Raw genomic sequence first — 25,653 nt, 5'->3', positions numbered from 1 at the left:
ATTCGGACTCGGCAGTCGATGCCGGATTATCGGGAGAGTTTCATGCAGAGGACTATCGCAGCGCTCGTCGCCAGTTTCGGCCTGCTGGCCCTTGGGGCGCCGTCGCCGGCTCCCGCGCAAGGCGCATCGCCCGCCATCGCCGAGGACTTCAAGCCGTCCTCGCTCAACCAGCCTGGACAAGACTACCCGCAAGTGAACTCGCAAGGCTATGTCCGCTTTCGCGTCACCGCCCCACAGGCCCAGAGCGTGAAGGCGACCCTCGGGCTGGGCGGACAAGGCGGAACAGTCTTGCACAAGGCCGACGACGGGACCTGGGTCGGCACGACCAGCGGACCGCTCGACGAAGGGTTCCATTACTATCACCTCGAAATCGACGGCGGTGTGTTCAACGATCCGGGCACGCGCAACTTCTACGGCTCGACGCGCTGGGAAAGCGGGATCGAGGTGCCGGCGCACGATGCCGACTTCTACGCGCTCAAGGACGTTCCCCACGGCAACGTGCAGCAGATCCTGTTCCCCTCGCCGAGCACCGGGACGCAGAAGCGGGCCTTCGTCTACACCCCGCCGGGCTACGACGCCAACCAGTCGGCGCGCTACCCGGTCCTCTACTTGCAGCACGGTTGGGGCGAGGACGAAACCGCCTGGTCCACGCAGGGCCACGCCAACCTGATCATGGACAACCTGATCGCCGAGAAGAAGACCCGGCCGTTCATCATTGTCATGACCTACGGCATGACCAACGTGATCCGCCCCGGTGAGCCCGGCGGCCTCGCCAAGTTCGACATCAAGCCGTTCCAGGCCGTGCTGCTGGACGAGCTGATTCCCTATGTCGACAGCCATTTCCGCACGCTCGCCGACAGCGACCATCGCGCCATGGCCGGCCTGTCGATGGGCGGCATGGAGACCAAGACGATCACCACCGCCAACCCGGACAAGTTCGGCTACGTCGGTCTCTTCAGCGGGGGCAGTTTCTCGCCCGAAGACGTGGCCAATGCGCCCGGCTTTCGCGACGAGGTGAAGCTTGCGTTCGTCAGCTACGGCAGCAGGGAGCTGGATCGGCGCGCCGTCGCACCGCCCGGAGCACCGTCGTTCGACCCGGTCGCCAACCACGAAGCGCTCAAGGCCTCGGGCTTCAACAGCGTGTTCTACGTCTCGCCGAACACCGCCCACGAGTTCCTGTCGTGGCGCCGAAGCTTGCGCGAGTTCGCCCCGCTGCTGTTCCGGGACTGAGGCGACGCCGACCGGCAGCGAAACTCAGTCGGCGAAGAAGTTGAGTTCGAGCAGCACGTTGTTAGGGTCGGGCGTGAAGATCTGCCGCAGGTTGATCGCGCTGACCAGGTTCTCCTGGTAATCGGCCTCCATTGCGTCGAGCCGGGCCTTGACCTCTTCGTAGCCCTTGCATTTGAGCGCGACGTGATGAAGCGCACCGGTAAGCTCGCCGGGCGTCACCTCGCGGTCGTAGGTGCGAGTGCAATCGAGCGAGTTGATGTGGATGATCGCCCGATCCTGCTCGTCGAACATCCAGGTGGCGGTCTGCGGCGTCAGCGGCGGCGGGGCATCTTTGCGCACCAGGCCGAGCAAATTGCCGTAGAATTCGGCCGTTTCATCGAGCCTGTCGGTGATGATGTTGACGTGGTCGAGCGCTTCGACGTTCATCGCTTTCTTCCTCTCCGGAATCGCTGCCCTTTAGCCCTTGCCTACCATGCCAGATATTGTATGTGCCACATACAATTTTCGTATATGTGATTCATTCACAATCATGGAGAGAAGTCTGATGGCCGATAATCTCGAACAAGTCCTCGCGCAGGCAAATGGCGACATCGTCGGCCAGCTGCGCAACAACCAGATCGGTGCCTATGTCTACCCGGTCGTCGCTCCGGAATTTTCCAACTGGCGCTCCGAGCAGTGGGCCTGGCAGCACGGCGCCGTGCTGTTCGACCAGTCGCACCACATGTTCGATCTCTACATCAACGGTCCTGACGCGCTCAAGCTGCTGTCGGACACGATGATCAACTCGCCGGCCGGTTGGGAAGTCAACAAGGCCAAGCAGTACGTCCCGACCACCCCTTATGGCCATGTCATCGGTGACGGCATCATCTTCTACCTGGCCGAAAACGAATTCGTCTATGTCGGCCGCGCGCCGGCCGCCAACTGGCTGATGTACCACGCCGAGACCGGCGGCTACGACGTCGAGGTCATCAACGACCCGCGTTCGCCGAGCCGCCCGATGGGCAAGCCGGTGAAGCGCATCTCCTGGCGTTTCCAGATCCAGGGCCCGCGCGCCTGGGACGTGATCGAGAAGCTCAACGGCGAGCCGCTCGACAAGCTCAAGTTCTTCAACATGTCGACGATGAAGATCGGCGACAAGACCATCCGCACCCTGCGCCACGGCATGGCCGGTTCGCCGGGTCTGGAAATCTGGGGTCCCTACGAGGACCAGGAATATGTCCGCGAGCACATCCTCAAGGCGGGCGAGGAATTCGGCCTGATCCCGGTCGGCAGCCGGGCCTATCCCTCGAATACGCTCGAATCCGGCTGGATCCCCAGCCCGCTGCCGGCGATCTACACCGGCGACAAGCTGGCCGATTACCGCAAGTGGCTCGGCGCCGATTCCTACGAAGCGACCGGCTCGATCGGCGGCTCGTTCGTCGGTGACACGATCGAGGATTACTACCTCAATCCGTGGGAGCTGGGTTACGGCCCGTTCGTCAAGTTCGACCACGATTTCCACGGCGCCGATGCGCTCAAGGAAGTGGCCGAGCACAAGGATGAGCAGCGCAAGAAGGTCACTCTCGAGTGGAACGCCGATGACATGAAGACCATCACCGGCTCGCTGTTCAACGTCGACGGTCCGAACTACAAGTTCTTCGACCTGCCGCTGGCGAACTACGCCAACTCGAACTACGACGCGGTCGTCGATGCCGACGGCAACACGGTCGGCCTGTCGATGTTCACCGGCTACTCGTACAACGAGAAGAAGGGCCTGAGCCTCGCCACCATCGACCACGAAATCCCGCTCGGCACCGAGCTGCACGTCAAGTGGGGCGAAGCGCCGAACACCGACAAGACCACGGTCGAGCCGCACGAGCAGTTCGAAGCCCGCGTGATCGTCTCGCCGGTGCCCTATTCGAAGATGGCGGCTGACACCTACGCGACCGGCTGGCGCACCTCGCGCAAGTGAGCGCGCATGGCCTGATGGCATGATCGAAGGCCCGCGAAGCTCCAGGCTTCGCGGGCCTTCTCAATTTGGTGGGAGAGAGCGAATGGCGAAATACGTGCTGGTCCACGGGGCCTGGGGCGGCGGTCAGACTTATGGCGAAGTGCCCGGGCGGCTCGAAGCCAAAGGCCACGAAGTGCTCGTTGCCACGCTGACGGGACTCGGCACGCGCCAGGACGAACTGCATCCCGGGATTACGCTCAGCGATCATGTGGACACGGTCGTGCAACAGATCGAACAGGCGGGATTCGAGCGCTTCATCCTCGCTGGGCATTCTTACGGCGGAATGGTGATCACCGCCGTCGCCAGCCGCCTCGGTAAGCGGATCGATGCGATCTGCTACATCGACGCCTTCCTGCCCGAGAGCGACCAGTCGCTGTGGGACATCACCGGCGAATTCGAGCACAACTGGTACATCGACACGCAGCGCCACAAGCCGGGCTTCGTCGATCCGATCGGAGCGATCGACTTCTCGGTCGTGCCCGGCGTGGTCGGCTACCACCCGCTGCTGACCCTGCTCGAGGCAATCCCCTATTCGGGTGACGAGCAGGCGATTGCGAAAAAGAGCTACATCTTCGCCACCGGCTATCAGCCGACCCCGTTCACGCGCTTTGCGGAAAAGGCGAAGGCCGAAGGCTGGGACTATCACGAAACAGCCACTGACCATTTCGTGATGCAGAACGATCCCGACCTGACGGTGAAAGTTCTGCTCGGACTTGCCGGATAGGCCCTAGCCCGCGGCGAGTATCGGCACCGCCACTGCCAGCAAGGCTCCGGCAACGGCGAGCGCAAGGATCCAGAATGCGGCAAGTCCAAGCCGCCGCGCAAATCGCGTGTCTTCTACGACGGTGACTCCCTGCTCTTCGCCGAGCAGGAGTTCGTCCGCAGCGTCGCCCGTGTCTCGCGAAGCGGCAAGACGCGGGAACTCGATCGCCGCGCCGAGCGCCAGTTTCTCGGTGGCTATGGCCCTCTTCTGCCGCGCGAGATGAGTCTCCATCGCCTCGCCGGAGATCTCGGCGCAGGCCGAAAGACCCTGCACCAGGATGGTTTCGAGCTTGCGGTCGATTTCCACCAAGCGGTCGATTTCGCACAGCGCGCGCTGGCGATTGCCGGAGAGGATGGCCAGTTGCAGCCGGGCCTGGGCAAGTCCGCTCGCCCGCATGAACTGCAGGCCCACGGGATCGATGGGACCGGGTTCGGCGGCGGCAAGACCGCGCTCGAATATTGCGGCGTTGGTATTCAAGGTATGTCCGTCCTTCACACACCCCTGTGCCGCATCCGTCTAGGGCCCTCAGGCGATCAAGGTAATGGCCGAGCCGACCAGCGGGGGCGCTTTTGGGTCGATCGGAAAGGGGGTTCGCCAGCCTGTGCAAGCATGACGGCGGACCGACATCGCCGGAGCCGCTGCTTGGCAAACGCACCGACTGGCCAACTGCCCCCATCCGTTCGCGCGGGTCCTGCGGCAGCGACGCGAAGAGCGCAGGTTCGAAGCTTCCCACTGGCGGACCCGGTCCCACCAGCGACCGAGCGCCGGCAGGTCGGACCACATCCGGACCAGCCCCAGCATGGCGAGGCGATTGCGGTAGGGCGCCAGTTCGGACTCCCCGATCACCGCCGCGTGAGCGCGTCCTCGCTCTCGGCCATCAGGGTCTGGATGATTTGCGCGACCGGCTCTTCTTCCTTGACCATGCCGACCGACTGGCCGGCCATGAGGCTGCCGTTCTCGACATCCCCCTCGATCACCGCGCGGCGCAGGGCGCCGGCCCAGTAGTGTTCGATCTGCAGTTGCGCTTCGCCCATGGCTATGCCGTCATCGTCGAGGCGCTGCGCAACTTCGCGCTGCTTTGCGGTGAACAGCTCGGTGCCCTTGTTCTTCAGCGCGCGGACCGGGATGACGGGGAGGCGCGGATCGACCTGCACGCTCGCGACCGCATCGCGTGCGCCCGCGCGGAAGAAGGCCTTCTTGAAGTCGGGGTGCGCGATGGATTCGGTCGCACAGGCGAAGCGGGTGCCAAGCTGCACGCCCACCGCGCCCATTTCGAGATAGCCGGCAATCGCCTCGCCCCGGCCGATGCCGCCCGCGACGAACACGAGGTGCTCGTCCTTGAGCGCGGGAAGGAATTCCTGTGCCAGCACGCTGGTCGCCACCGGGCCGATGTGACCACCGGCCTCCATTCCTTCGATCACCAGCGCATCGCCGCCCGAGCGTAGCAGCTTCTTGGCGAGCGCCAGCGTCGGCGCAAAGACAATGACCTTGGCGCCGTGGCCCTTGATCGCCTCGACGCTGCCCTTGGGCGGGATGCCTCCGGCGAGCACCACGTGGCCCACGCCGTGCTTACCGCACACCTCGATCAGCTCCATCAGCTGCGGGTGCATGGTGATGAGGTTCACGCCGAACGGCTTGTCGGTCAATTCACGCGTCGCGGCGATTTCGGCATCGAGCAGGTCGGGCGTCATCGCTCCGCAGGCGATCACCCCGAAACCGCCCGCGTTGCTGATCGCGGAGACGAGATTGCGCTCGGAAACCCAGCTCATGGCGCCGCACAGGATCGCGTATTCGGTGCCGAGGAATTCGCAGCCGCGGGCCATCAGCCGCAGCGTCTTGGGAAAATCGCTCATCAGGGGCGCTTAGGCTGGCGCCGTTAACCCCGCAAGCGGGCGTAAAAGCTTCATCAACGCCCATGCGCTATTCCGGGCCCGTAAAGGATGACGCAATCGTCCGCCTCGCCGCGCCTCGTGCGCTCCTGGTGGCGCGCCCTCGCGGGCGCAGCACTGTTCGCGCTCGCCTACGCGCTGGCCAATCGCTTCCAGCTCGTCAACGGCGTGCTCTACCGCTGGGCGGCGAACGATCCGCAGTCGGCCATCCGCACTTTCATGCTGCTGGCCGGCCAGGCGCTGGCTCTTCTGGGCGCGCTGTGGCTGCTGCCGCGCCGCTGGGCGGGAGCGGCACTCGCGCTGACGTTCGTCTCGGTCCTCGTCAATCTCGGCTACGGACAGACGGTCGGCGATGCGCTCAACGCAGGCAGGCTGGCGTGGATCGGCGAGGAAGCCCGGCAGGCCGGACAGGCGGCGGGCGAGTTTGCCGGACCGCTTCTCTGGGCTCTCGCGCAGGCGATGGTGGCGACGGGGTTATTGGCCGCGGCGAGGGTATCGCTGCGCCGGGCATTGGCAGTGCCCGCCAGCGCAGCCGCGACGATCGGCGGACTGCTCCTGGTCGCCCTGCCCAATCTCGCGCTGCTGAGCGGCTGGCCGACTGCCTTCGCGGCCGAGCGCAATCTCTATACTTACGGATCCGCAATGTTGACTGCCGAACCGCCCCCGGCGCGCGCGGCCGTCGAGCTTAACCCCGATGCGGCCGGAACGCCCGATCACATCGTCTGGCTGGTCGACGAGAGCGTCGCCTATGAGCCCTTCGCGCGGATCGTTTTGCCCGCGGCCCGGCGCTTCGATCCGGTTGACTTCGGCGCTGCGGTAAGCCTCGGCAACTGCAGCGCTCCCTCGAACCTTGCGCTACGCTCGGGCGTCGATGTGCGCCACGCGGGGCCCGGGCTCGACTTGCGAAAGACGCCGTCGATCTGGGGCTACGCCCGCAAGGCCGGCTACCGGACGATGCTGATCGACGGGCAGACCAGCGGCGCGCCGCAGAACCTGCTGTTGCCGCCCGAGCGCGCCCTGATCGACGAGGTTGTTTCGATGGCCGATGGGATCGATACCGACCGCACCATCGCCGCCCGGCTGAACGTTCAGTTGAAAGGGCCGGGCCGGACCTTCACCTACGTCGTGCTGCGCGGCGTCCATTTCCAGTATCAAGACCACTACCCGCCCGGCACATTGCCCGACGATGCGCCGGAGGCCGAGCAGTACCGCGCTGCGCTGAGCTATTCGAAGGACGATTTTTTTCGCGCGTTGCTCGAAGGCGTAAATCGCACCCGGGTCGCGGTCATCTACACCTCCGATCACGGGCAGAACCTCACCCCCGGCAAGCTGCCGCACTGCAGTCGCGAGCGAGTGCCGGCGGAATACGCCATCCCATTGCTCGCCTTCCTGCCTCCAGTGCTGGCAACGAGCTACGCCGCGCCTGTCGCGCAGCGCCACTCGGCCAGCCAGATCTTGCCGACGACGCTCGAATGGATGGGCTACGACCCGGCGAAGGTGCAGGCGCAATACGATAACGACCTGGCCCGCGCACCGGCCCGCTACATCCGCTTCGGGCGCACCGTGGTACCGGTCAATCCCGGCGAGCCGATCGAGGTCGAGGCGAGCGACCGTCCGCCCGGCACTCAGTAACCGAGGATGGCCTTGGTCTCGAGGAACTCCTCGATGGCGAAGCGCCCGTACTCGCGGCCATTGCCCGACTGGCGATAGCCGCCGAACGGAGCGAAGCCCGACCATGCCGGATAGTTGATGTGGACCTGCCCGGCGCGGATGCGCTTGGCGGCCCGGCGTGCGGCCTCCTGGTCGGCCGATTGCACATGGCTGGAGAGGCCATAGACGGTTGCGTTGGCGATCCGGATCGCGTCTTCCTCATCCTCGTAGGGCTGGATCACCAAGACGGGCCCGAAGATTTCCTCCCGCGCCACGCGCATCTCGGGCGTGACTTCTGAAAACACCGTCGGCCGGGCGAAGTAACCGTGGTTGAGGCCTGCGGGCAGGCCCGTCCCGCCAGCGACCAGCTTGGCGCCTTCGTCGATGCCGGCCTGGATCAGCGTCTGGACCTTCTCATATTGCGGGCGGTTGGCCAGCGGACCGATGAAGCAGGCCTCGTCGTTCGGGTCGCCGACGACGATCCCTTCGGCTGCCTCCTTCGCCAGCGCCTCGACCTCGGCGAGCCGAGCGCGGGGCACCACCATGCGGGTCGGCGCGGCGCAGGACTGGCCGACGTTGCGCATCGCTCCGAGCACGCCTTTGGGCACGGCCTCGGCAAAGTCGGCATCGGGCAGGAAGACGTTGGGCGACTTGCCGCCGAGCTCTTGCACCACGCGCTTGACGGTCGGCGCGGCGTTCTGGGCCACCAGCACGCCCGCGCGGGTCGAGCCGGTGAAACTGACCATGTCGACGTCAGGATGCCCCGACAGGGCATTGCCGACCAGTTCGCCGCTGCCGTTGACGAGGTTGAACACGCCCGGAGGCGCGCCGGCATCGTGCATGACCTGCGCGAACAATAGCGCGGAATAAGGTGACATCTCGCTCGGCTTGAGCACCACGGTGCAGCCCGCGGCGAAGGCCGGAGCGAGCTTGGCGGTGATCTGGTAGAGCGGCCAGTTCCACGGCGTGATCGCCGCGACGACGCCGATCGGCTCGTGTTCGATATGGATACCGTCGACTTCTTCGGAGAACACGAAGTCCTTGAGGACCTCTATCGCCGTTTTCACGTGGGCCACGCCGAACACGACCTGCCCGCCGCGCGAGAAGCTAATCGCCGCGCCCATTTCGGCGGTGATCGCCTGGGCGAATTGCTCGGCCCGTTCCTCGATCAAGTCGCGGATCCGCTCGAGCAGGGCGATCCGGTCCGCGACCGACCACTGCGAAAATACCTCGAACGCGCGCTTCGCCGCGGCCACGGCCAGATCGACATCCTCTGCCGTTCCGGCGGCGATGTGGCCAATGGTCTCCTCGGTCCACGGATTGGTCACAGGGATTCTCGCGGCGTTCGGGCGATCCACCCAGGCGCCATCGATGTAGAAGCGCATGTCGTCTTTGAGTTGCATGAGTACCTTCTTGGGTTCGATTGGAGCCGGCCGTCAGTCGGCGGCGTTCACATTCCCTGCCGTGGCTTCGAGCGCAAGGGGCCCGACCAGCGAAGCGACGATTCCGGGCTGGTCGGGGGTGTCGGCGCGGCGCGCGTCCATTCTGAGTTCGTTCATGCCGATCTGCGCCGAAAGATGGCGGACGAAGGGCACTGTCGTACCCTCGCCCCAGTCCTGGTGCTGGATGTCGAACCGCACCGTGTCGCCCGCGAAGGCGAAATGGTCGAGCACACCCATGGTGTAGGGGTTGTCGCACGGCCCGCAGGCCATGCCGAACAGTGCGTCGCCGTCCTTGCGGATGAAGAAATACTGCTTGGACTCGCCAAATCCGAAGCCGAGCCAGACACCGAGCAGGTCGGCGGGCTTGACCGGCGACTTCCATGCCCCCGCCTTGACATAAGGCGCGGGCGGCCCGCCCCCGCCGCCGCCCTGGCGTTCGAGCACCCTCACCGGCGGCGAGCCGGGCGGCAGCATGGTCTGGACGATCGTCGCCGGCGTCGGCCCTCGCGGATCCTTGGTCGCAACGAGGTCGACTGCCCCGCCGTCGACGCCGCGCGTCCCGGTAACGTGGAGCCTGCCTCCTTCCAGCTTGCCGCGCAGCCGGTCCTGCGTCGTGAGATTGCCCGCCAGGTCGAGATGCCTGACGGTGAACGCCAGCCCCTCGTCTTCATCGAACGTACCCTCGATCCGCGCCAGCGTCGTCCCGTCGGAGCAATGGGTGCAGTAGATGCCGTGGACCTGCGAGCCGTCGATGACGAATTCGAACACTTGCGGCGGGGCGCCCGGTTCGGTCCGCCAGCCGCCGCGGTAGTAGTCGGCGCCCTCGGCCCACGCGGCGGGCGCGGCGAGCACTGCGGCCATTGCCGCGATCGAGGATGCCAGCCGGGCTGGTGACAAGCCGGTTATCCGAAGTCGACCGGATAGGGCTTTAGCTCCCCGCTGGCGTAGCGCTTCTCCAGCCCCGGGGTGCCGTTCTCGAGGACCATCAGCATCGAGCGCTTGGGCGCGAAACCCTGGTGGCGGATGTCGGCTGGCATGGCGCAGACGTCCCCTGCGCGCATGGTGATCTTGCCGCGAGGTTCGCCGGTGTTCTTGTCGGCGATCTTCCACTGGATCTCGTCGCTAAGCTGGATGAACCACTCGTTGCGGTCGTTGCCGTGGATCACCGGCAGCATGTGCTCTTCGCTGGTCACGCAGCAGATGTTGCCGCGGGTGACCGCGCTGATCGACGGATTCCAGGTGATGTCGCTGCGGGCGATGTGGTCGAACAGGTTGATGGCATGAAGCTGGCCCTCGAAGCCCGGCTCGCATTCTATATCGGGCTGGTCGAACTCGATGTCGGCAAAGGCGCGATTGATCGGGAAGCCGTCCTTTTCGGTGCGCACCCCCTTATCGCCGGGCAGGCCAAGCATGCGGTCGGCAGCAATGAAGCTGCGCAGCAGTTCGCCTTCGCGCTCCTTGCCCTTGGGCCCGATCGGAGTGCCGGTTTCGAGCGGGGCGTTGAGCGGGTCGTAGCCTTCCGAAATCCAGTTGCGGCTGATGGTCATGAACGCTTCGGACACGACCTCGGCCGGGAAGGTCTCGAGATAATCGATACCCTGCGCCTTGTAGCCGGCGTCGTAGCTGCCGGCGAAGATGTCGACCGTGCCGTAGTGGTTGGTCGTCCCGAAGATGTCGTCGAAGAATATCCAGCCGTAGAAAAAGCCCCAGCCGATATCGCGCACCATGGCGCGCAGGAAGCGGTCGATCTCGATGATGTGGCTGCCCTTGGGCCAGCCGATGTGGGCGAAGTACTCGTCGCGCGAGAAGGTGAAGCCGCCGAGGCGGAAACTGTCGTAGCCGGTATCCTCGTCGGTGCCGGTGGCGACGATTTTCTGTGCGGGTGCGTCCATCGGTGCCTCTCCTTCAGTTCGTTACGCAGATTTCGGCCCAGCGCTTGACCGTCACCGGTCCGTCGACCGTCTGGACCAGCGCGACCGCGGGGCTGGCGGAGCTCATCTGGTAGGCCGCGCCGTGCGGCAGCAGGACCTGGTGCCCCTTGCGCGCAACGACCTTGCCCATGCGCGGTCCGTTGGGCTCGCCGCCGAGCTGCACTGCGCCGCCTTCGTGGCCGGGCACCTGGTCATCGGCCAGCTTGATGAAGCGGAAGGTCACCTCGCCGTCCATCACGATGGCGAATTCGTCGTGCGGGGCGGCGTACCACGGGCCCTCGCCCTCGACGCGCACCGCTTCGGCGACGTATTCGAGGTTCTGCACCACCGCGACGCGCTCGAACGGGGCGCTCTTCCCCGCCACCTCGTAGATATTCGAAAAGGCGTATTTCTTCAGGTCATCGTTCAGCTCGATCTTGCCCTTGTCGTAGGACTGCAGCGAGCCGGTCTTGGTCTTGTAGGCCATATTCGCACTCTCCCCGCCGCCGACGATTCTCGCCATCCGGCCTTCGAGCGATGGTAACACCCCATTTGAGAGAGGCAAATTGGAACTTGGCTTGCGGCGCGATGCCCGTAATCTTGCCGGAGACCAGCCGAGGAGAGAGCAATGAAGCGGGTATTGGGACTAACATTTGGCGGCTGCCGCCTTGGCGCTTGCCGCACCGGCATCCGCGCAGGAGGCCCCTGGCCCGCAAGCCCTGGCCGACCGCGCCGCGATCGAAGACATGCTTACCGAGTACTACAACGATTTCGGCGGCGGGATAGGCGCCAAGGTGGGCCAGTTCTACGCTCCCGACGGCGAGATGATTCTCGGCACGACCAGCTACAAGGGGATCGAAGCGATCAAGGGCATGTACGCCTCGGTCCCCGCCGATGCGCCCCAGCGCAAGTCGTTCGCGCTCAACATCCTGATCGGGAACATGCTTGTGAAGGTCCATGGCGACACGGCGACCGCACGCCTCGTGTTCACTGAGACGATTACCGAAAAGCAGGGCGATGCCCCGAAGCTGCTGACCCAGGGCCGCGAATTCGATTGGCTGGTCAAGCGCGACGGCCGCTGGTGGATCCTCAAGCGCCAGATCATGGGACCCAACGCTGTGCCCGAGGGGTGGGAGGACTAGCCCGCCTAGTCCGCCGCAGCGATCTGCACGCGCGCATCGCGGGCATAGGGGTCGTCGAGGAACGCCAGGCCGTCGCCCTGCGGCTGCACGGTCAGGTAGGTGATGTAGATCGGCACCGGCTCGGGCAGCGGCACGACCTGTTCGGCCGGCGCGCGAGCGCCGCCTGGAGGGATCGGCTTCCCCATCAGCCATTGGTGCATCGCCGCGGCGTCTGCGAGTCGCACGCAGCCGTGGCTGAGCTGGCGGTCGGCCTTCTTCAGCAGGTCCCTGGCCGGGGTGTCGTGCAGGTAGATGCCTTGCGGGTTGGGGAATTCGAACTTGACCCGGCCCATGAAATTGGAGCCGCCCGGCAATTGCCGCATATGGACCTTGACCGTCCCGGCGCGCACGCCTTTCCAGTCGACCGTCCGGGGATCGAGCACGTGCGAGCCCTCTTCCCAGCCGTCCAGCACCTCGTAACGCCGGTCGGCGACCCAGCCGGGTCCGTACTGCAGGACATAGGCGGCGAGTTCGTTTCGGACGATGTCGTCGGGCACCTGCCAGTAGGGATTTTCGACCGCCTGGCTGATGAACCCGGCCATGATCGGCGTCTGCCCGGCATCGTTGCCGACCACCACCCGCATATCGCGGACCGGTTTGCCGTCCTCGTACATCCACAGGTGCGCGGACGCTGTATCGACCAGCACATAGCGCCCCTGCGGCATCGCCGGGATGGCCCGCAGACGGGCAAGGTTGGTCCAGATCCTGCGCCGCTGCTGCTCGCTGTAGGCCGGGTCCTGCATCGCCTTGCGCAGCGGCGCGTAGAGCGGGTTCATCCAGGCCATCCGATCGACATAGTCTTCAAGCGATGCGGCCTGCGCCGCGGTCTCGAGGACCGAGAGCGGCGCCGGGACCACCGGCTCGAGCGCCGGGCTGCCGTAGATCATCGGCAGGCGCGGCGCCGCGCGCATCGCCCGGACATAGTCGGCGAATGCCTCGGACAGCGCGACCTCGTAGCGCGCGACGTCGTCGATGTCCCCGCGCTGCGCCTTCTCGGCCAGCAGGACCAGTCGGTCGATGCCGAGCTTGCCGGGATCGACCCCGTCGAACTGCGCGGCGCGCATGCGGTAGAGCAGCAGCGTGGCCGCACCCGAGGGCCGGGCGTACTGGTTGAGCCATAGCGGAGCGTTGCCGCGTGCGGCGTAGAACGCGCGCACCGACTTGCCGGCGCGCTCGGCGATGTCCATGCGCAATTCGTCGCGCAGTTGTTCGCTCGGTTCACCGCGCCACCCGGCCTTCACCGCCGCCTCCGGCGACGGCACCACCAGCGCCGCCGCCAGTGCGCCGGCCAGGACCCAAGCTCGAACCATCAGTGCATGCGGGCCGAGAGCGATCAGCCGCGTTCGCCGGTGTAAGTTGCCGGCACCGTCTGTATCACCGGGGCACCCGAATAATAGACGCCTTCGCGCACGTAGCCGTCGATGCAGCCATCGTTATCGGCATCGGCCCAAGCCGCCCCGGCGAGGCCCGGAACCGCACCGCCGATCGCCGCGTCGCCTTTCCAGGTGCCGCCTATGGCCGGGCAGGGTGCGGTCGCCACCGGAGTCGGCGCCGGCTGCTCGTACGGAGGCGGGGCGGACTCGGCATAATAGTCGTCCTCGTAGGTGCTGCACGCCGCCAGCGGGAATGCCGCTGCGAGGGCGAAAACCAAACCCTTGTTCATCGAAAACCTCCTTGCCGTTGCGCCCCCGGCGCACACCTGTGGGGCACGCCCTGGCGCACCCTGATAGCGCCCCTGACCTTGGTTAACGAAGGTTAACGCGGCAAGTTCCGTCTCGGCATTGCCCGGTAACGGGACGATTTGGCGCGGCCGGGCAGGCCGGCTCAGGCGGCAATATCGGGAGCGTCGAGGCCGTAGGCGGTATGCAGAACGCGGACCGCCAGTTCGGTCTCGTCCTCGTCGATCAGCACGCTGACCTTGATTTCCGAAGTCGAGATCGCCTGTACGTTGATTCCGCGGTCGGCCAGCGCCTTGAACATCGTCGCCGCGACGCCCGCATGGCTCTTCATGCCCACGCCGACGACGCTGATCTTGGCCACCTTGCTGTCGGTGATGATGCGGTTGAAACCGATCGTTTCCTTCTTGTCCTCGAGCAGCGCCTGGGCGCGGGCGAGGTCGGCCTGCGGCACGGTAAAGGTCACGTCGGTCTCGCCCTTCTCGCGGCCGACGTTCTGGATGATCATGTCGACGTTGATCGATGCGTCGCCGAGCGGAGCGAAGATGTTCGCGACCGCGCCGGGCTTGTCGGGCACGCGGGTGAGCACCACACGCGCCTCGTTCTTGTCGTGGGCGATTCCCGTGACGAGTTGCCGTTCCATGTCCAAACCTTCCATTTCCTCGTCCGAGACGATCATCGTGCCGGGCAGGTCGTCCGCCGGCGGGGCATCGTCGTCGATGAAGCTAGAGAGAACCTGCACGCGCACGCCTTCCTTCATGGCGAGCGAGACCGAGCGGGTCTGCAGCACTTTCGCTCCGACCGAGGCGAGCTCGAGCATTTCCTCGTAAGTGACGTATTTCTGCTTGCGCGCGCGGGCGACGATCCGCGGATCGGTGGTATAGACGCCGTCGACGTCGGTGTAGATGTCGCAGCGGTCGGCGTGGATCGCCGCCGCCACTGCGACCGCCGAGGTATCCGAGCCGCCGCGCCCCAGCGTCGTGATCCGGCCGTCGTCCGAAAGGCCCTGGAAGCCGGGAATGACCGCGATCTCGCCCGCCGCCATCGAGGCGAGCAGCGCATCCGAATCGATTTCGTGCACCCGCGCCTTGGCGTGCGCGCCCTCGGTGTGGATGGGCAGCTGCCAGCCGAGCCACGACCGCGCCTTGCAGCCCATCGCTTGCAAGGTGAGGGCAAGCAGGCCGCTGGTGACCTGTTCGCCGCTGGCAACGACGACATCGTATTCGGCCGGATCGTAGAGCGGGTTGGCCTCGCGGCAGAAATTTACCAGCCGGTCGGTCTCCCCCGCCATCGCCGAAACGACGACAGCCACTTCGTGCCCCGCCGCCTGCTGCTTGCGCACGATGTTCGCCACGCGCCGGATGCGCTCGGTCCCGGCCATCGACGTGCCGCCGAATTTCATCACGATGCGGGCCACGCGGTCTATTTCCCCTGCTGGCGGTGAACTGTGCGCGCTGTTAGGAGCGGGGAATGTCCGATGCAACTGTAACAGCGGCAACCATCCGCCCCGAGGAAGCGGCCCACTTCGGCAAGCTCGCGCGGGACTGGTGGGACCCCAAGGGCTCCTCGGCCATGCTGCACAGGCTGAACCCGGTGCGGCTGGCCTTCATCCGCGAGACGATCGACTCAGCCTGGGGTGGCGATACCGAAAGCTTGAGACCCCTCGCCGGCAAGCGAGCGCTCGACGTCGGCTGCGGCGCGGGGCTGCTGTGCGAGCCGCTCGTCCGGCTTGGCGCCGAAGTGACCGGGGTCGATGCGGCGGAAGAGAACATCGCGGTGGCCAGAGCGCACGCCGAAGGTGCGGGCCTTACCATCGACTATCGCGCTGGCGAGCTCGGCTCGCTCGGGATGGGCCGGTTCGATCTCGTAACCGCGATGGAAGTGATCGAGCATGTCTCCGACAAGCCCGCGTTCCTCGCCGAACTGGCCCGCCATCTCGCTCCCGGCGGGTTGCTCATATTCTCCACCCCCAATCGCACGCCGCAATCGCGCCTGCTGATGGTTGGACTCGCCGAAGCCGCCGGATTGGTGCCCAAGGGCACCCACGACTGGAACGACTTCGTCACGCCGGGAGAGCTCGGCGAGCTGCTGGCCGGTGCGGGCCTGGCGATCGGTGAACCGCGCGGCATCGCGTTCTCGCCAACGAAGGGCCTGCACCTTTCGGGCGACCTGGCGCTCAGCTACATCGTCACCGCGCGCCACGCATGACCGCCGAGGAAACCCGGCAGCAGCTACGCGGCGACCTCAAGGACGCGATGCGCGCCGGCCGCAAGGACGAAGTCGGCCTGCTCCGCTCGCTCGTGGCGGCCATCGACAATGCCGAGGCGGTGCCAGTTGCGGGCCTCGACGACAACATCAGCCCGCTGCGCGCCAGCGCCGGCAAGGGCGAAGTCCCCCGGCTAGTTCTCGGCGAGGGCGACATCAGGGCGATTTTCGAAAGCGAGCAGGCCGAACGGATTGCCGCCGCGGCAACGCTCGAGAAAGCCGGGCAGGCCGGACCGGCCGAACGCCTGCGCGGCGAGGCCGGCCTGATCGGCCGCTACCTATGACCGCCGAAGTCGATTATATCGTCGTCGGGGCGGGCAGCGCAGGGTGCGTCGCTGCCGCGCGGCTGAGCGAAGACGAGACCGCGCAAGTCGCCCTGCTCGAAGCGGGCAGCGACCTCGATTCGGCCATGATCCGCATGCCGCTGGCGTGGATGCCGGTCAGCGCCGATCCGCGATACGGCTGGAACCTGATGAGCGAGCCCGATCCGCACATGGGGGGCCGCGCCCAGCCCATTCCGCGCGGGCGTCTGCTCGGCGGGTCGAGCGCGATCAACGGCACGATGTATATCCGCGGGCACAAGGCGGACTACGACGGCTGGGCGGCGATGGGCCTGCCCGGCTGGGGATACGAGGATGTTCTCCCTTACTTCCGCAAGTCCGAGACCAACTGGCGCGGCGCGAGCGAAATCCACGGCGGCGGTGGGCCGCTCTCGGTCACGCCGATGCTGCCCCATCCCGAGCTGACCCCGGCAATGTACGCGGCCGGCAAGGCGCTCGGCTACGGCGAAGAACCCGACTTTGCGGTGCCCGAGCCCGAAGGCTTCGGGATGCCCGACTGCACGATCCGCAAAGGCCACCGTGACAGTACCGCGCGGGCCTACCTCGATCCGGCCCGCCGCCGGCGCAATCTGTCGGTGCTGACCGAAGCCTTCGCGTCGCGCGTGTTGATCGAGGACGGACGAGCAGTCGGCGTCGAGTACCGCCGGGGCGGCGAGACGAAACAGCTGCACGCACGGCGCGAGGTCATAGTGTGCGGCGGGGCAATCCACTCCCCGCAGCTGCTGATGCTTTCGGGAATTGGCCCGGCCTCGCATCTCAAGGAACACGGCGTCGCTGTGCTTCACGACCTGCCCGGAGTCGGGCAGAACCTGCAGGACCATCCGATCGCCGTGACTGTCTGGGCGGCGGCCCAGCCCAACACCTTCGATCGAGAACTGCGGCTCGACCGCATCGCCCTCAATGTCTTGCGCTGGACGCTGACCGGCAAGGGCACCCCGGCGCAGAGCCCGATGACCGCGCAGGGTTTCGTCCGGTCGGGCCCCGAACAGGAGCGGCCCGACCTGCAGTTCCAGGTCAGCCACACGAGCTATATGGCGCGCGTCTGGTTCCCCGGCTGGCGCAAGGGAGCCGGACATCAGTTGACAGCCGGATGCGTGCTTCTCAACCCCGAGAGCCGCGGCGCGGTGACGCTCGGCAGCGCCGACCCGGGTGACCTGCCCAAGGTCTTGCTCAACTTCATGGCCGAGCCGAGCGACCGGAAGCGGTTGCGAGCGTCGATTCACCTGATGCGCGAGTTCTTCGCGACCGATGCTGCGGCGCCAACCGTCGCCGCTGAAATCGCTCCCGGCGCAGAGGCTGCGGACGACGCGGCAATCGACGGGTGGCTCGATGACAGCGTCATAAGCGGCGGACACCCGACGAGCACCTGCGCCATGGGCACCGGGCCCGAGGCCGTGCTCGACGCCGCCCTGCGGGTCCGGGGAATCGAGCGACTTCGTGTGGCCGATGCCAGTTCGATGCCGCAGATCATTCGCGGCAATACCAATGCGCCCACGATCATGATCGCCGAAAAGGCCGCGGATCTCGTTCGCATCGCCAACAGGTAACATTTGCAATCGTCCCCCTGCGCCCTAAGGGTAAACACCGGGTGAGCGGGAGAATTGCAGGATGGATGATCGTGTCGCAGGGTCGATGATCCTTTCCGAGAGCAAGTTCCTGCGCATCATCAGTTTTTTCCTGCTATATATCGGGCAAGGCATTCCGCTGGGTGTTTCGACCGTGGCCTTTCCGGCCTGGCTGATCGCCAACGGCGCGCCCGAATCGTCGGTCGCCGCGATCATTGGCACCTCCTTCCTGCCGTGGAGCTTCAAGTTCATCCCTGCGGCTTTCATGGACCGCTATGCCTACCTGCCGATGGGTCGGAGACGCGCTTGGCTGATCGGCGCGCAACTGCTGATGGTGACCGGATTCGCCATTGCCGCGTTCATCGGCCCCGGTCCGGACGATCTGCAAACGATCCTGTACATCGTGTTTCTGATTGGCGCCGGATCGGCGATCCAGGACGTTGCCGTGGACGGTCTGGCGGTAGATACCTTGCCGGAAATCGAGCAGGGAACGGCCAGCGCCTTCATGTTCGGCGGACAGACCGTGGGGCGTGCGTTGTCGGGCGCTGCGGCTGGGTTCGGTCTGCAGTATTTCGGCAGCCAGGACACCTTCCTGCTCTTCCTGCCCTTCATCCTGCTGATCACGCTCTACGTCGTCTTCCTGCGCGAGCGACCGGGTGAAAAGCGGTTTCCCTGGAGCGAGGGGACGACCCACCCGGTCAATCTCCAGCGCCATGTCGGGGCCTGGTGGCCGATGGCCACCGCGGCATTCAAGTCGCTGGTCAAGCTCGATAGTCTCAAGCTGCTGATCGCCGCGGGGTTCTCGCGAACGGGCGCGGGCATGCTCGACACGCTATGGCCGATCATCGCGGTCAGTTTCGCCGGTTTTACCACAGCCACCTACTCCGGCATGATCTCTACGGTCGATCTGGTGATGTCGGTCGCCTCGATCGGGATCGGAAGCTTTCTCACCACCAGGCTGGGGGCGCGGCGAGCAACGGTGCTGGTCTATGCCGGCGTGGCGCTGTTCGTTCTGTTCGTGCTCTATGGCCAGGCGTTCTGGGCCGCGACCACGGCTGGTTTCGTCGCCATTTCGTGCTTCTATTCGATGTTCGGCACCGTCACGAGCATCTGCACCAACCCGCTGCGCATGCAATTATCCGACCCAACGGTCGCGGCGACGCAATTCACAATCTACAATTCGCTCAGCAATCTGCCAGTCACGCTCGGCGCAACGCTATTCGCCGTGTTGGGCGGAACGCCGGAGATGACGGTGATTATCTGGACGATGGTCGGCCTGGCTATCGCCGGGGGCCTTGTCTACGCAACGATGCGCGCCGGTTCGCGCCACGAGGCGGCCGAATTGCCCGAGGGCGAGATCAACTAGCGCCTCAACACAGCGCTGCTTCCCACTGGTCGGTGTCGAAGCCGACAAGCAGACCATTGGCATAGATCGCAACCGGGCGCTTGATCAGGCTCGGGTGCTCGCTCATCAGCTTCACCGCCTTGGCTTCGTCGATGCCTTCCTTGTCGGCATCGGGCAGCTTGCGGAAGGTCGTACCGCGTTTGTTGAGCAGCGCTTCCCACCCCACCGCGCTGCACCAGTCGCGCAGCATCTTCGGGTCGGCGCCTTCCTTCTTGTAGTCATGGAATTCGTAGCCCACGCCGCGCTCCTCGAGCCAGCGCCGCGCTTTTTTGACCGTATCGCAGTTGGGAATGCCGTAGAAGCGAATCATGCCTGGTCCTTGCGGCTGAACGTGTGGATTCGGGGGTTGTCGCAGGCGAACAGGGTATAGTCCTCGTAATACTCGGCGCGGCCGCGCTGCTGCACCAGCCGGTGCTCTGCCAGGCGGCCCCAGGCGCGTGCCGACACCTCGTCTTCCCATTGGCTGAGCGCGATCACCTCGCCATCGTCGGCGGTGTAGGACTTGAAGTCGAGAAAGCCGGCCTGGCGCTGCGCGAGGTCGAGCATGGCGTCCGCATCGGCGCGGTAGGCAGCGCCGTTCATGTCTGCGCGCTTGCGATTGCGGAACACGACGAGAAACATCACCGCCCTCCCAGATGCGCGTCGGCAATGGCCACGGCGAGCGCATCGGCCGCGTCACCCCCCTGGACCTCCGCGCCCGGCAGCAGCACCTTGAGCATCGCCTGAACCTGAGCCTTTTCCGCCCCGCCCGTACCGACGACCGCTTTCTTGACCAGCCGGGCGGCATGTTCGCTGACCGGGATCCCGGCGCGCCCGCACGCCGCGAGCACGGTTCCGCGCGCTTGTGCCAGCTTGAGCGTCGATTGCGGGTTCTTGTTGAGGAAGACTTCCTCCACCGCCGCCCGGTCCGGCGCATGCAGTTCGATCACCGCCGCGATGGCGGCATACAAATGGTGCAATCGCTCGGCCATCGGCGCCCTTGCATCGGTCGGCACCTGGCCGTTGGCGACGTGGGTCAACCGCGAACCTTCGACCTTCACCAGACCCCAGCCGGTGCACGACAGCGAGGGATCGAGTCCGAGGACCAGCATCAGAGCCGGAGGCCGAGCCGGGGCCCGAAGTGCATCATCAGCAGGTAGAGCCCTACCGTCAGCGCACAGCCGGCGGCCAGCGCGATCCAGAAGTTGGCTCCCACGCGCAGGAGCGCGGGGATCAGCAGGAACATCGGCAGGCTGGGCAAAACGTACCAAAACGTCGCCTGGGCATGGACCGCCATGTTCTCGGCATCGGGCTTGGCGTGCCACAGGAAAATCATGCCCAGCACCGATACGAGCGGCAGCGAGGCGACGATCGCCGCGGTCGCGGGCAGGCGCCGGCCGATCTCGGAAATGGCCGCGATCATCGCCCCGGCGAGCAGCGCCTTGGCGACAACGGTCCACATCAGCCGAGCTTGTCCATGATCTCGTCGGGGATCTCGTAGTTGCCCCATACGGTCTGCACGTCGTCGTCGTCGTCGAGCGCGTCGATCAGCTTGAGCAGCGTGCCGGCGTTGCCCGCGTCCATCTCGACGGTGATGTTGGGTTTCCACGCCAGCTTGACGGTTTCCGCCTCGCCCAGCGCCTTCTCCATCGCCCCGGCCACCTCGTGCAGCGCGTCCGCTTCGGTCCAGATCGTGTGGCCATCGTCCGAGCTCTCGATGTCGTCGGCGCCGGCTTCCATCGCCGCCATCAGCACGGTGTCCTCGTCGCCGGCCTCGGGCGGGTACTCGATCAGCCCCTTGCGCTCGAAACCGTGCGCCACCGAGCCTTCGGTGCCCATGTTTCCGCCGTTCTTGGCAAAGCAGTTGCGCACGTTGGTCGCGGTGCGGTTGCGATTGTCGGTCAGCGCCTCGACGATGATTGCGCTGCCCCCGGGGCCGTAACCTTCGTAGCGCACTTCCTCGTAGTTATCCGCATCCCCGCCGCTCGCCTTGTCGATCGCGCGCTGGATATTGTCCTTGGGCATCGACTGCGCCTTGGCCGCGTTGACCGCGAGGCGCAGGCGCGGGTTCATGTCCGGATCGGGCATGCCCATTTTCGCCGCGACGGTTATCTCGCGGGAAAGCTTGGAGAACAGGTTGGAGCGCTTCTTGTCCTGCGCCCCCTTGCGATGCATGATATTCTTGAATTTGGAATGGCCGGCCATGGCGTCGGTTCGCTCTCACGTAATGGTATTTTCAGATTTCAGGGGGCCATTAGCCGCATGACCGGCCAAGCGACAAGCCTGCAGCATGCAGAGACGTGGCGACGCTTCGGCGCCTTCGTCACACATCCCGACCTGCCGCCGCGGGCCAGCGGGATTTCCGCCACCGCAATCGCCGTACTCGGCAGGCTGTTTGTGCTCGATCTGGTGCTGATGGCCGCACTGATCGGCCTCGCCGCCCTGGCCGAAGCGCTCGGCTACAAGCTGCCCGATCACCTGCTGGGCGAATTGCAGATGACGCCGCTGCTTATCGCCCTGATCGTGGTCGGCGCGCCGATCGCCGAGGAGATAGTGTTCCGCGGCTGGTTGTCGGGTCGTCCGGGGCATGTCTTCGCGGTGCTGCTATTGCTCGGAGGGGCGACTCTCTTTATGGCGCTCTCGGCCCGCGGGAATGGCGTCGCGGCGCTGGCGGCGTTCGGTGCTGCCCTGCTGCTCGCTGCTTTGGCGATTTGGTGGAAGCGGCGCAGCGACGCGATGAGCTGGTTCCAGCACCACTTCCGCTGGTTCTACTGGGGGAGCGCGCTCGCCTTCGGCAGCGTCCACCTGACCAACTTCACCGACGGCAACGCGCTGATCCTGCTGCCGCTGACCCTGCCGCAACTGCTGCTCGGGCTGATCCTCGGCTACGTGCGGACGCGCTTCGGGCTGTGGTCGAGCATGCTGATGCACGCGGCGCACAACACGTTGTTCATCTCGCTGGTTCTGCTGGGTTCTGGATAGGCGCGCGATCCATCGGCCGGTAACCGCACATCGGCTTCAGGCCAGACTTGCGGCGACCTCGTTCACCCTGCGGCGACGCGCTGGACCTGAGCCTGCGCCTCTGGCGACGTCCACGATGAGCGCCTGAGCGGACAGCGCAAGGCGACCGTCGTTCCATCCGAGCCGTCGATGCTCAGTCGCCCGTCGAGCTGGCGCGCCAAGCCGTTCATCAGACGCATGCCCAAGCTGCCGCTCCGCCCGGACCCGTCGAACCCGACGCCATCGTCGCTGATCACCAACGAGCATTCGTCCGCCGGCGCCTCCAGGTTGACGCGCAGGGTACCTCCAGGGCCGGACGCAAATGCATACTTCAGCGAGTTCGTAACGGCCTCGTTGACGACCAGGGCCAGAGAGGTCGCGGTCTTGATATCTACCGATAGATTTGCGCAATCGACCTGCACCTGGGGCCGGCTCTCGGCGGGAGCGGTCCTGACAAGGGCGAACACGAGACTGTCGATCAGCTTGCCCACTTCGACGCTAAGCCCCTCGTCATCCGGCCGCAGCATTTTCTCGTATACGCTCGACAGGACTTTCAGGCGATTTCGCGCGTCGCGCAAAGCCGAACGCGCTTCAGAGGACGAGGCCGACCGTTCATGCATTCTCAACAGCGAGGACGTCATCTGGATCGTGTTCTTCACGCGGTGGCGTACTTCCTCCACCAGAACCTCGCGGTCGCGAACCGCCTCTTCCAGAGCGACGCGGATCTGGGCTTTCCGGCGCAGCTTGATTGCCAGGACGAGCTGTACGGCGAGCTGTTCCATGATCCGCGCATCGGTCGGATCGAAGCATCGGTCCTCGACGTGGCTGACGATCCACAAGGTGCCAAGCGGCTGCTTGCCGGTGTCGTAAAGCGGGACGATCAAGCCTTCGCAGATTGCCGGCTGGGCCTCGTCGAAATAGGTGAACACGCGCGCCGGGCGCTCCACCAGGATCGTATGATGGCGGTCGAGGCAGAGCCCGCAAGGACTGAAATCGCGCGGCGTGGTGCCGCCGACGTGTGGCGCGAACGCGCCGTTCATCGCCGTCCATTCGAACGCCTCGCCACCCTCGCCCGAGACGAGTTCGCTCAAACCGGCGGAACCGGCAGCCGGACATAGCTCGAGGGCGAGCTCAAGAAAGCGATCGATAGCCTTGGCAGGGCCGACGTCCATCAGTGTGGACAGCTCGCGATAAGCATTCAGCTCCGCCCGCAGATCGGCAGGGCGTGCCTCGCGACGATAAAGCTCCGGTGTGATCAACAGATCGTCAGGGCTGATCCCGGTTGCCATTGCGCCTCCCACGCAAGGAGGATGGCAGATTCCCGCTCGATGCGGGAGTCATTTGTTGGCGGATAGGGGGCGAGGACCGCGGCGTCGGCGGTCAGACGCGCACCGCTGTGCCGCTGACGCTAACCATCAGCATCGAGCCGGTCTTGCCGATCACCTCGTAATCGATGTCGCAGCCGATCACCGCGTTGCCGCCGAGCGCGCGGCACTGGTCACACATTTCCTCGATCGCCTGTGTCCGGGCGCGGCCGAGCACTTCCTCGTATTGGCCCGAGCGCCCGCCGACGAGGTCGGTGATCGAGGCAAACAGGTCGCGAAACATGTTTGCGCCGACGATCACCTCGCCGGTGACGATGCCGTAGTAATCCTTCGCCGGATGGCTCTCGATCGCATTCGTGGTGGTGACGATCATTCCTGTCGGGTTGCGCCCCCACGGGCTGCGGCTAGCCATTGACCACAATTCCTCCGTTCGGGTGTAGCACCTGGCCCGACATATAGGAGGAATCGTCGCAGGCAAGGAACAGGAAGGACGGCGCGACTTCGTTGGGCTGGCCGGGGCGGCCCATCGGTGTGCTTTCTCCGAAGTGTTTCACCTTCTCCGGCGGCGCCCCGCCAGCCGGGTTGAGCGGTGTCCAGATCGGCCCCGGCGCGACGGCGTTCACGCGGATGCCGTCCTTAATCAGGTTCTCGCTCAGCGAGCGCGTGAAAGCGGTGATCGCGCCCTTCGTGGCGCTATAGTCGAGCAGCCCGCCCGATCCCTTGTACATCGTCACGCTGGTGCAGTTGACGATCGAAGCACCCTTCTTCAGGTGCGGACGCGCAGCCTGGACAAGGTAGAACATCGAGAAGATATTGGTCTGGAAGGTGCGCTGCAGCTGTTCCGGGGTGATATCGGTCACCTCCTTGTCGGGATGCTGCTCGCCGGCGTCGTTGACCAGCACATCGAGCCTGCCCCACTTGTCGATGACCGCCCGCACCACGCCCTCACAGTGCTTGGGATCGCCGAGATCGCCGGCCGAGAGCAGCACCTCGGCGCCTTCCGCCTCGCACAGCTCACGGGTCTTGTGCGCATCGTCGTGCTCTTCGAGATAGGCGATCGCGACGTTCGCGCCTTCGCGGGCGAAGAGCACCGCGGTGGCGCGCCCGATTCCGCTATCGCCGCCGGTAACAAGCGCAACCTTGCCTTTCAGGCGGCCCGATCCGGGATAGCGCGGCTGCCATTCCGGCTTGGGCTCGAGGTTCGATTCGTGCCCCGGCATCCGCGGCTCTTCGGCCGTTTCGTCGATGTGCGCCTTGTCGAGCGTCTTGAGGTCGTCGGTCATGGGGTCCTTCCTTCGCAAACGGGTTTGCTTAGGAAATGAACTGGAAGGCGCGACCGTTCCGGCGCTCGGCGCGCGGGCGCCTCAACCCAGCCCGAGCGCGGCCTTGTAGACGTCGAGGATGGTCTCCATCTCGTTGCGATCGTCGGGCTTCATCTTCCGCAGCCGCACCACCTGGCGCATGATCTTGGGATCGTAGCCGACCGCCTTGGCCTCGGCGTAGACGTCGCGGATGTCGTCGGCGATGCCCTTCTTCTCTTCCTCGAGGCGTTCGATGCGCTCGATCAGCAGGCGCAGGCGGTCGTCGGTGGCTTCGGCCATGAAATGCTCCGGTCAGGCAATGAGAATCGGTTGAGCGCGCTGATAGCGGCGAGCCTGCGCCGGGTGAACCGGGTGGAAAACTTTTCCTCGGCGGGACGGGCCTCAATGCATGCCTTGGTTGCGCGCCAAGCTCGCCTCCATGCGGGCAATCTGCTCGGCCGTCGATTCGCCCTGGTGTTTGGCCTTCCACTCGGCGGCCGGCATGCCGTGAACCAGTTCGCGCGCAGCGGCCTTGTCGCCCTGGTACCCGGCATCGATGATCCAGTCCGCAAGGCAGTTGCGGCAGAACCCGGCAAGCCCCATCAGCTCGATATTCTCGGCATCGTGGCGATTGCGCAAGTGGCGGACCAAGCGGCGAAATGCGGCGGCGGCAACCTCGTCGGGCAGATCGTCGAGGCGGTCGTTCATATCGTTCATGATCAGTGTCCTTGTCTTGTAGCG

At 65.6% G+C, this 25,653-nt stretch carries 30 protein-coding genes; 10 read left to right on the top strand and 20 right to left on the bottom strand.

The window, feature by feature from the left end; translation table 11 throughout:
- The first annotated feature begins 42 nt into the window (after nucleotides 1-42).
- Nucleotides 43-1,230 (top strand): alpha/beta hydrolase-fold protein, encoded by a 1,188-nt coding sequence (locus tag Q7I88_RS05065; RefSeq protein WP_305097951.1) that lies wholly within the window; start codon nucleotides 43-45, stop codon nucleotides 1,228-1,230.
- 24 nt (nucleotides 1,231-1,254) lie between these two features.
- Here Q7I88_RS05065 and Q7I88_RS05060 read toward each other — a convergent pair whose 3' ends face one another.
- A complete protein-coding gene (locus tag Q7I88_RS05060) occupies nucleotides 1,255-1,656 on the bottom strand; it encodes a VOC family protein (RefSeq protein WP_305097950.1) in 402 nt (133 codons plus the stop codon).
- Nucleotides 1,657-1,774: 118 nt separating this feature from the next.
- On the opposite strand from Q7I88_RS05060, the gene ligM reads away from it, so the two are divergent.
- On the top strand, nucleotides 1,775-3,181 hold the full coding sequence (ligM, locus tag Q7I88_RS05055) for a vanillate/3-O-methylgallate O-demethylase (protein ID WP_305097949.1): 1,407 nt from the start codon (nucleotides 1,775-1,777) through the stop codon (nucleotides 3,179-3,181).
- 82 nt (nucleotides 3,182-3,263) lie between these two features.
- On the top strand, nucleotides 3,264-3,944 hold the full coding sequence (locus Q7I88_RS05050; RefSeq protein ID WP_305097948.1) for an alpha/beta fold hydrolase: 681 nt from the start codon (nucleotides 3,264-3,266) through the stop codon (nucleotides 3,942-3,944).
- A gap of 3 nt (nucleotides 3,945-3,947) precedes the next feature.
- Here Q7I88_RS05050 and Q7I88_RS05045 read toward each other — a convergent pair whose 3' ends face one another.
- Both Q7I88_RS05045 and Q7I88_RS05040 read right to left on the bottom strand, forming a co-directional pair.
- A complete protein-coding gene (locus tag Q7I88_RS05045; protein WP_305097947.1) occupies nucleotides 3,948-4,460 on the bottom strand; it encodes a hypothetical protein in 513 nt (170 codons plus the stop codon).
- A gap of 365 nt (nucleotides 4,461-4,825) precedes the next feature.
- A complete protein-coding gene (locus Q7I88_RS05040; protein ID WP_305097946.1) occupies nucleotides 4,826-5,836 on the bottom strand; it encodes an NAD(P)H-dependent flavin oxidoreductase in 1,011 nt (336 codons plus the stop codon).
- Nucleotides 5,837-5,923: 87 nt separating this feature from the next.
- On the opposite strand from Q7I88_RS05040, the gene Q7I88_RS05035 reads away from it, so the two are divergent.
- A complete protein-coding gene (locus Q7I88_RS05035; RefSeq protein ID WP_305097945.1) occupies nucleotides 5,924-7,504 on the top strand; it encodes a sulfatase-like hydrolase/transferase in 1,581 nt (526 codons plus the stop codon).
- On the opposite strand, the gene Q7I88_RS05030 is transcribed toward Q7I88_RS05035, so the two are convergent.
- From Q7I88_RS05030 to Q7I88_RS05015, 4 genes are read right to left on the bottom strand one after another with little or no spacing between them, the layout of a single operon-like run.
- On the bottom strand, nucleotides 7,498-8,925 hold the full coding sequence (locus Q7I88_RS05030; RefSeq protein ID WP_305097944.1) for an aldehyde dehydrogenase family protein: 1,428 nt from the start codon (nucleotides 8,923-8,925) through the stop codon (nucleotides 7,498-7,500). The genes Q7I88_RS05035 and Q7I88_RS05030 overlap by 7 nt on opposite strands.
- A gap of 33 nt (nucleotides 8,926-8,958) precedes the next feature.
- On the bottom strand, nucleotides 8,959-9,825 hold the full coding sequence (locus tag Q7I88_RS05025) for a hypothetical protein (RefSeq protein WP_305097943.1): 867 nt from the start codon (nucleotides 9,823-9,825) through the stop codon (nucleotides 8,959-8,961).
- A gap of 41 nt (nucleotides 9,826-9,866) precedes the next feature.
- On the bottom strand, nucleotides 9,867-10,856 hold the full coding sequence (locus Q7I88_RS05020) for a hydroxyquinol 1,2-dioxygenase (protein ID WP_305097942.1): 990 nt from the start codon (nucleotides 10,854-10,856) through the stop codon (nucleotides 9,867-9,869).
- A gap of 13 nt (nucleotides 10,857-10,869) precedes the next feature.
- Nucleotides 10,870-11,361 carry a cupin domain-containing protein gene (locus tag Q7I88_RS05015; protein WP_305097941.1) on the bottom strand — a complete coding sequence of 164 codons (492 nt, stop codon included), beginning with the start codon at nucleotides 11,359-11,361 and terminating at the stop codon, nucleotides 10,870-10,872.
- A 166-nt stretch (nucleotides 11,362-11,527) separates the two neighbouring features.
- On the opposite strand from Q7I88_RS05015, the gene Q7I88_RS05010 reads away from it, so the two are divergent.
- Complete coding sequence (locus tag Q7I88_RS05010; RefSeq protein ID WP_305097940.1) at nucleotides 11,528-12,016, top strand: nuclear transport factor 2 family protein; 489 nt, start codon at nucleotides 11,528-11,530, stop codon at nucleotides 12,014-12,016.
- 5 nt (nucleotides 12,017-12,021) lie between these two features.
- On the opposite strand, the gene Q7I88_RS05005 is transcribed toward Q7I88_RS05010, so the two are convergent.
- From Q7I88_RS05005 to Q7I88_RS04995, 3 genes are all read right to left on the bottom strand, one after another.
- Nucleotides 12,022-13,365 (bottom strand): L,D-transpeptidase family protein, encoded by a 1,344-nt coding sequence (locus Q7I88_RS05005; protein ID WP_305097939.1) that lies wholly within the window; start codon nucleotides 13,363-13,365, stop codon nucleotides 12,022-12,024.
- A gap of 23 nt (nucleotides 13,366-13,388) precedes the next feature.
- Entirely contained in the window at nucleotides 13,389-13,718 is a 330-nt protein-coding gene (locus Q7I88_RS05000) for a hypothetical protein (protein ID WP_305097938.1), read from the bottom strand.
- A 161-nt stretch (nucleotides 13,719-13,879) separates the two neighbouring features.
- Nucleotides 13,880-15,148 (bottom strand): aspartate kinase, encoded by a 1,269-nt coding sequence (locus tag Q7I88_RS04995; protein ID WP_305097937.1) that lies wholly within the window; start codon nucleotides 15,146-15,148, stop codon nucleotides 13,880-13,882.
- Between the two features lie 53 nt (nucleotides 15,149-15,201).
- Between Q7I88_RS04995 and ubiG the strand changes: the two genes are divergently transcribed.
- From ubiG to Q7I88_RS04975, 4 genes are all read left to right on the top strand, one after another.
- A complete protein-coding gene (gene ubiG, locus Q7I88_RS04990; protein WP_305097936.1) occupies nucleotides 15,202-15,939 on the top strand; it encodes a bifunctional 2-polyprenyl-6-hydroxyphenol methylase/3-demethylubiquinol 3-O-methyltransferase UbiG in 738 nt (245 codons plus the stop codon).
- Nucleotides 15,936-16,280: a GatB/YqeY domain-containing protein gene (locus Q7I88_RS04985; protein ID WP_305097935.1), complete on the top strand. Its 345-nt coding sequence runs from the start codon at nucleotides 15,936-15,938 to the stop codon at nucleotides 16,278-16,280. Before ubiG ends, Q7I88_RS04985 begins: the two co-directional genes overlap by 4 nt.
- Entirely contained in the window at nucleotides 16,277-17,884 is a 1,608-nt protein-coding gene (locus Q7I88_RS04980) for a GMC family oxidoreductase (protein WP_305097934.1), read from the top strand. Before Q7I88_RS04985 ends, Q7I88_RS04980 begins: the two co-directional genes overlap by 4 nt.
- A 61-nt stretch (nucleotides 17,885-17,945) precedes the next feature.
- Nucleotides 17,946-19,268: an MFS transporter gene (locus Q7I88_RS04975; protein WP_305097933.1), complete on the top strand. Its 1,323-nt coding sequence runs from the start codon at nucleotides 17,946-17,948 to the stop codon at nucleotides 19,266-19,268.
- A gap of 4 nt (nucleotides 19,269-19,272) precedes the next feature.
- Here the strand turns inward: Q7I88_RS04975 and Q7I88_RS04970 are convergent, their stop codons facing one another.
- The 5 genes from Q7I88_RS04970 to Q7I88_RS04950 are packed head-to-tail and all read right to left on the bottom strand — an operon-like array spanning nucleotide 19,273 to nucleotide 21,491.
- Nucleotides 19,273-19,617: an ArsC family reductase gene (locus Q7I88_RS04970; protein WP_305097931.1), complete on the bottom strand. Its 345-nt coding sequence runs from the start codon at nucleotides 19,615-19,617 to the stop codon at nucleotides 19,273-19,275.
- The gene (locus tag Q7I88_RS04965) at nucleotides 19,614-19,928 is read right to left on the bottom strand and encodes an antibiotic biosynthesis monooxygenase family protein (RefSeq protein ID WP_305097930.1); all 315 of its coding nucleotides are present in this window, start codon (nucleotides 19,926-19,928) and stop codon (nucleotides 19,614-19,616) included. Before Q7I88_RS04965 ends, Q7I88_RS04970 begins: the two co-directional genes overlap by 4 nt.
- On the bottom strand, nucleotides 19,928-20,398 hold the full coding sequence (gene ruvC, locus Q7I88_RS04960) for a crossover junction endodeoxyribonuclease RuvC (RefSeq protein ID WP_305097929.1): 471 nt from the start codon (nucleotides 20,396-20,398) through the stop codon (nucleotides 19,928-19,930). The genes Q7I88_RS04965 and ruvC overlap by 1 nt, the downstream gene beginning before the upstream one ends.
- Nucleotides 20,398-20,748, bottom strand: a complete 351-nt coding sequence (locus tag Q7I88_RS04955) for a DUF3147 family protein (RefSeq protein WP_305097928.1) — start codon at nucleotides 20,746-20,748, stop codon at nucleotides 20,398-20,400. The genes ruvC and Q7I88_RS04955 overlap by 1 nt, the downstream gene beginning before the upstream one ends.
- Nucleotides 20,748-21,491, bottom strand: coding sequence for a YebC/PmpR family DNA-binding transcriptional regulator (locus Q7I88_RS04950; protein ID WP_305097927.1), 744 nt, complete (start codon nucleotides 21,489-21,491; stop codon nucleotides 20,748-20,750). The genes Q7I88_RS04955 and Q7I88_RS04950 overlap by 1 nt, the downstream gene beginning before the upstream one ends.
- Before the next feature lie 57 nt (nucleotides 21,492-21,548).
- On the opposite strand from Q7I88_RS04950, the gene Q7I88_RS04945 reads away from it, so the two are divergent.
- Nucleotides 21,549-22,268, top strand: coding sequence for a CPBP family glutamic-type intramembrane protease (locus tag Q7I88_RS04945; RefSeq protein WP_305097926.1), 720 nt, complete (start codon nucleotides 21,549-21,551; stop codon nucleotides 22,266-22,268).
- A 62-nt stretch (nucleotides 22,269-22,330) separates the two neighbouring features.
- On the opposite strand, the gene Q7I88_RS04940 is transcribed toward Q7I88_RS04945, so the two are convergent.
- From Q7I88_RS04940 to Q7I88_RS04920, 5 genes are all read right to left on the bottom strand, one after another.
- A complete protein-coding gene (locus tag Q7I88_RS04940) occupies nucleotides 22,331-23,575 on the bottom strand; it encodes a histidine kinase dimerization/phosphoacceptor domain -containing protein (protein ID WP_305097925.1) in 1,245 nt (414 codons plus the stop codon).
- A gap of 91 nt (nucleotides 23,576-23,666) precedes the next feature.
- Nucleotides 23,667-23,984, bottom strand: a complete 318-nt coding sequence (locus Q7I88_RS04935) for a heavy metal-binding domain-containing protein (protein ID WP_305098560.1) — start codon at nucleotides 23,982-23,984, stop codon at nucleotides 23,667-23,669.
- A 31-nt stretch (nucleotides 23,985-24,015) separates the two neighbouring features.
- The gene (locus Q7I88_RS04930; RefSeq protein WP_439648361.1) at nucleotides 24,016-24,894 is read right to left on the bottom strand and encodes an SDR family oxidoreductase; all 879 of its coding nucleotides are present in this window, start codon (nucleotides 24,892-24,894) and stop codon (nucleotides 24,016-24,018) included.
- Between the two features lie 81 nt (nucleotides 24,895-24,975).
- A complete protein-coding gene (locus Q7I88_RS04925; RefSeq protein WP_305097924.1) occupies nucleotides 24,976-25,212 on the bottom strand; it encodes a DUF2312 domain-containing protein in 237 nt (78 codons plus the stop codon).
- A 102-nt stretch (nucleotides 25,213-25,314) separates the two neighbouring features.
- Nucleotides 25,315-25,629: a DUF1244 domain-containing protein gene (locus Q7I88_RS04920; RefSeq protein WP_305097923.1), complete on the bottom strand. Its 315-nt coding sequence runs from the start codon at nucleotides 25,627-25,629 to the stop codon at nucleotides 25,315-25,317.
- Between the last annotated feature and the right edge of the window lie 24 nt (nucleotides 25,630-25,653).

Origin of the sequence: Croceibacterium aestuarii, assembly GCF_030657335.1 — a bacterium.
GTDB lineage: Bacteria > Pseudomonadota > Alphaproteobacteria > Sphingomonadales > Sphingomonadaceae > Croceibacterium_B > Croceibacterium_B aestuarii.
Note: the sequence above shows the minus strand (reverse complement) of the source record. Positions and strands in the feature narration are given on the sequence as shown.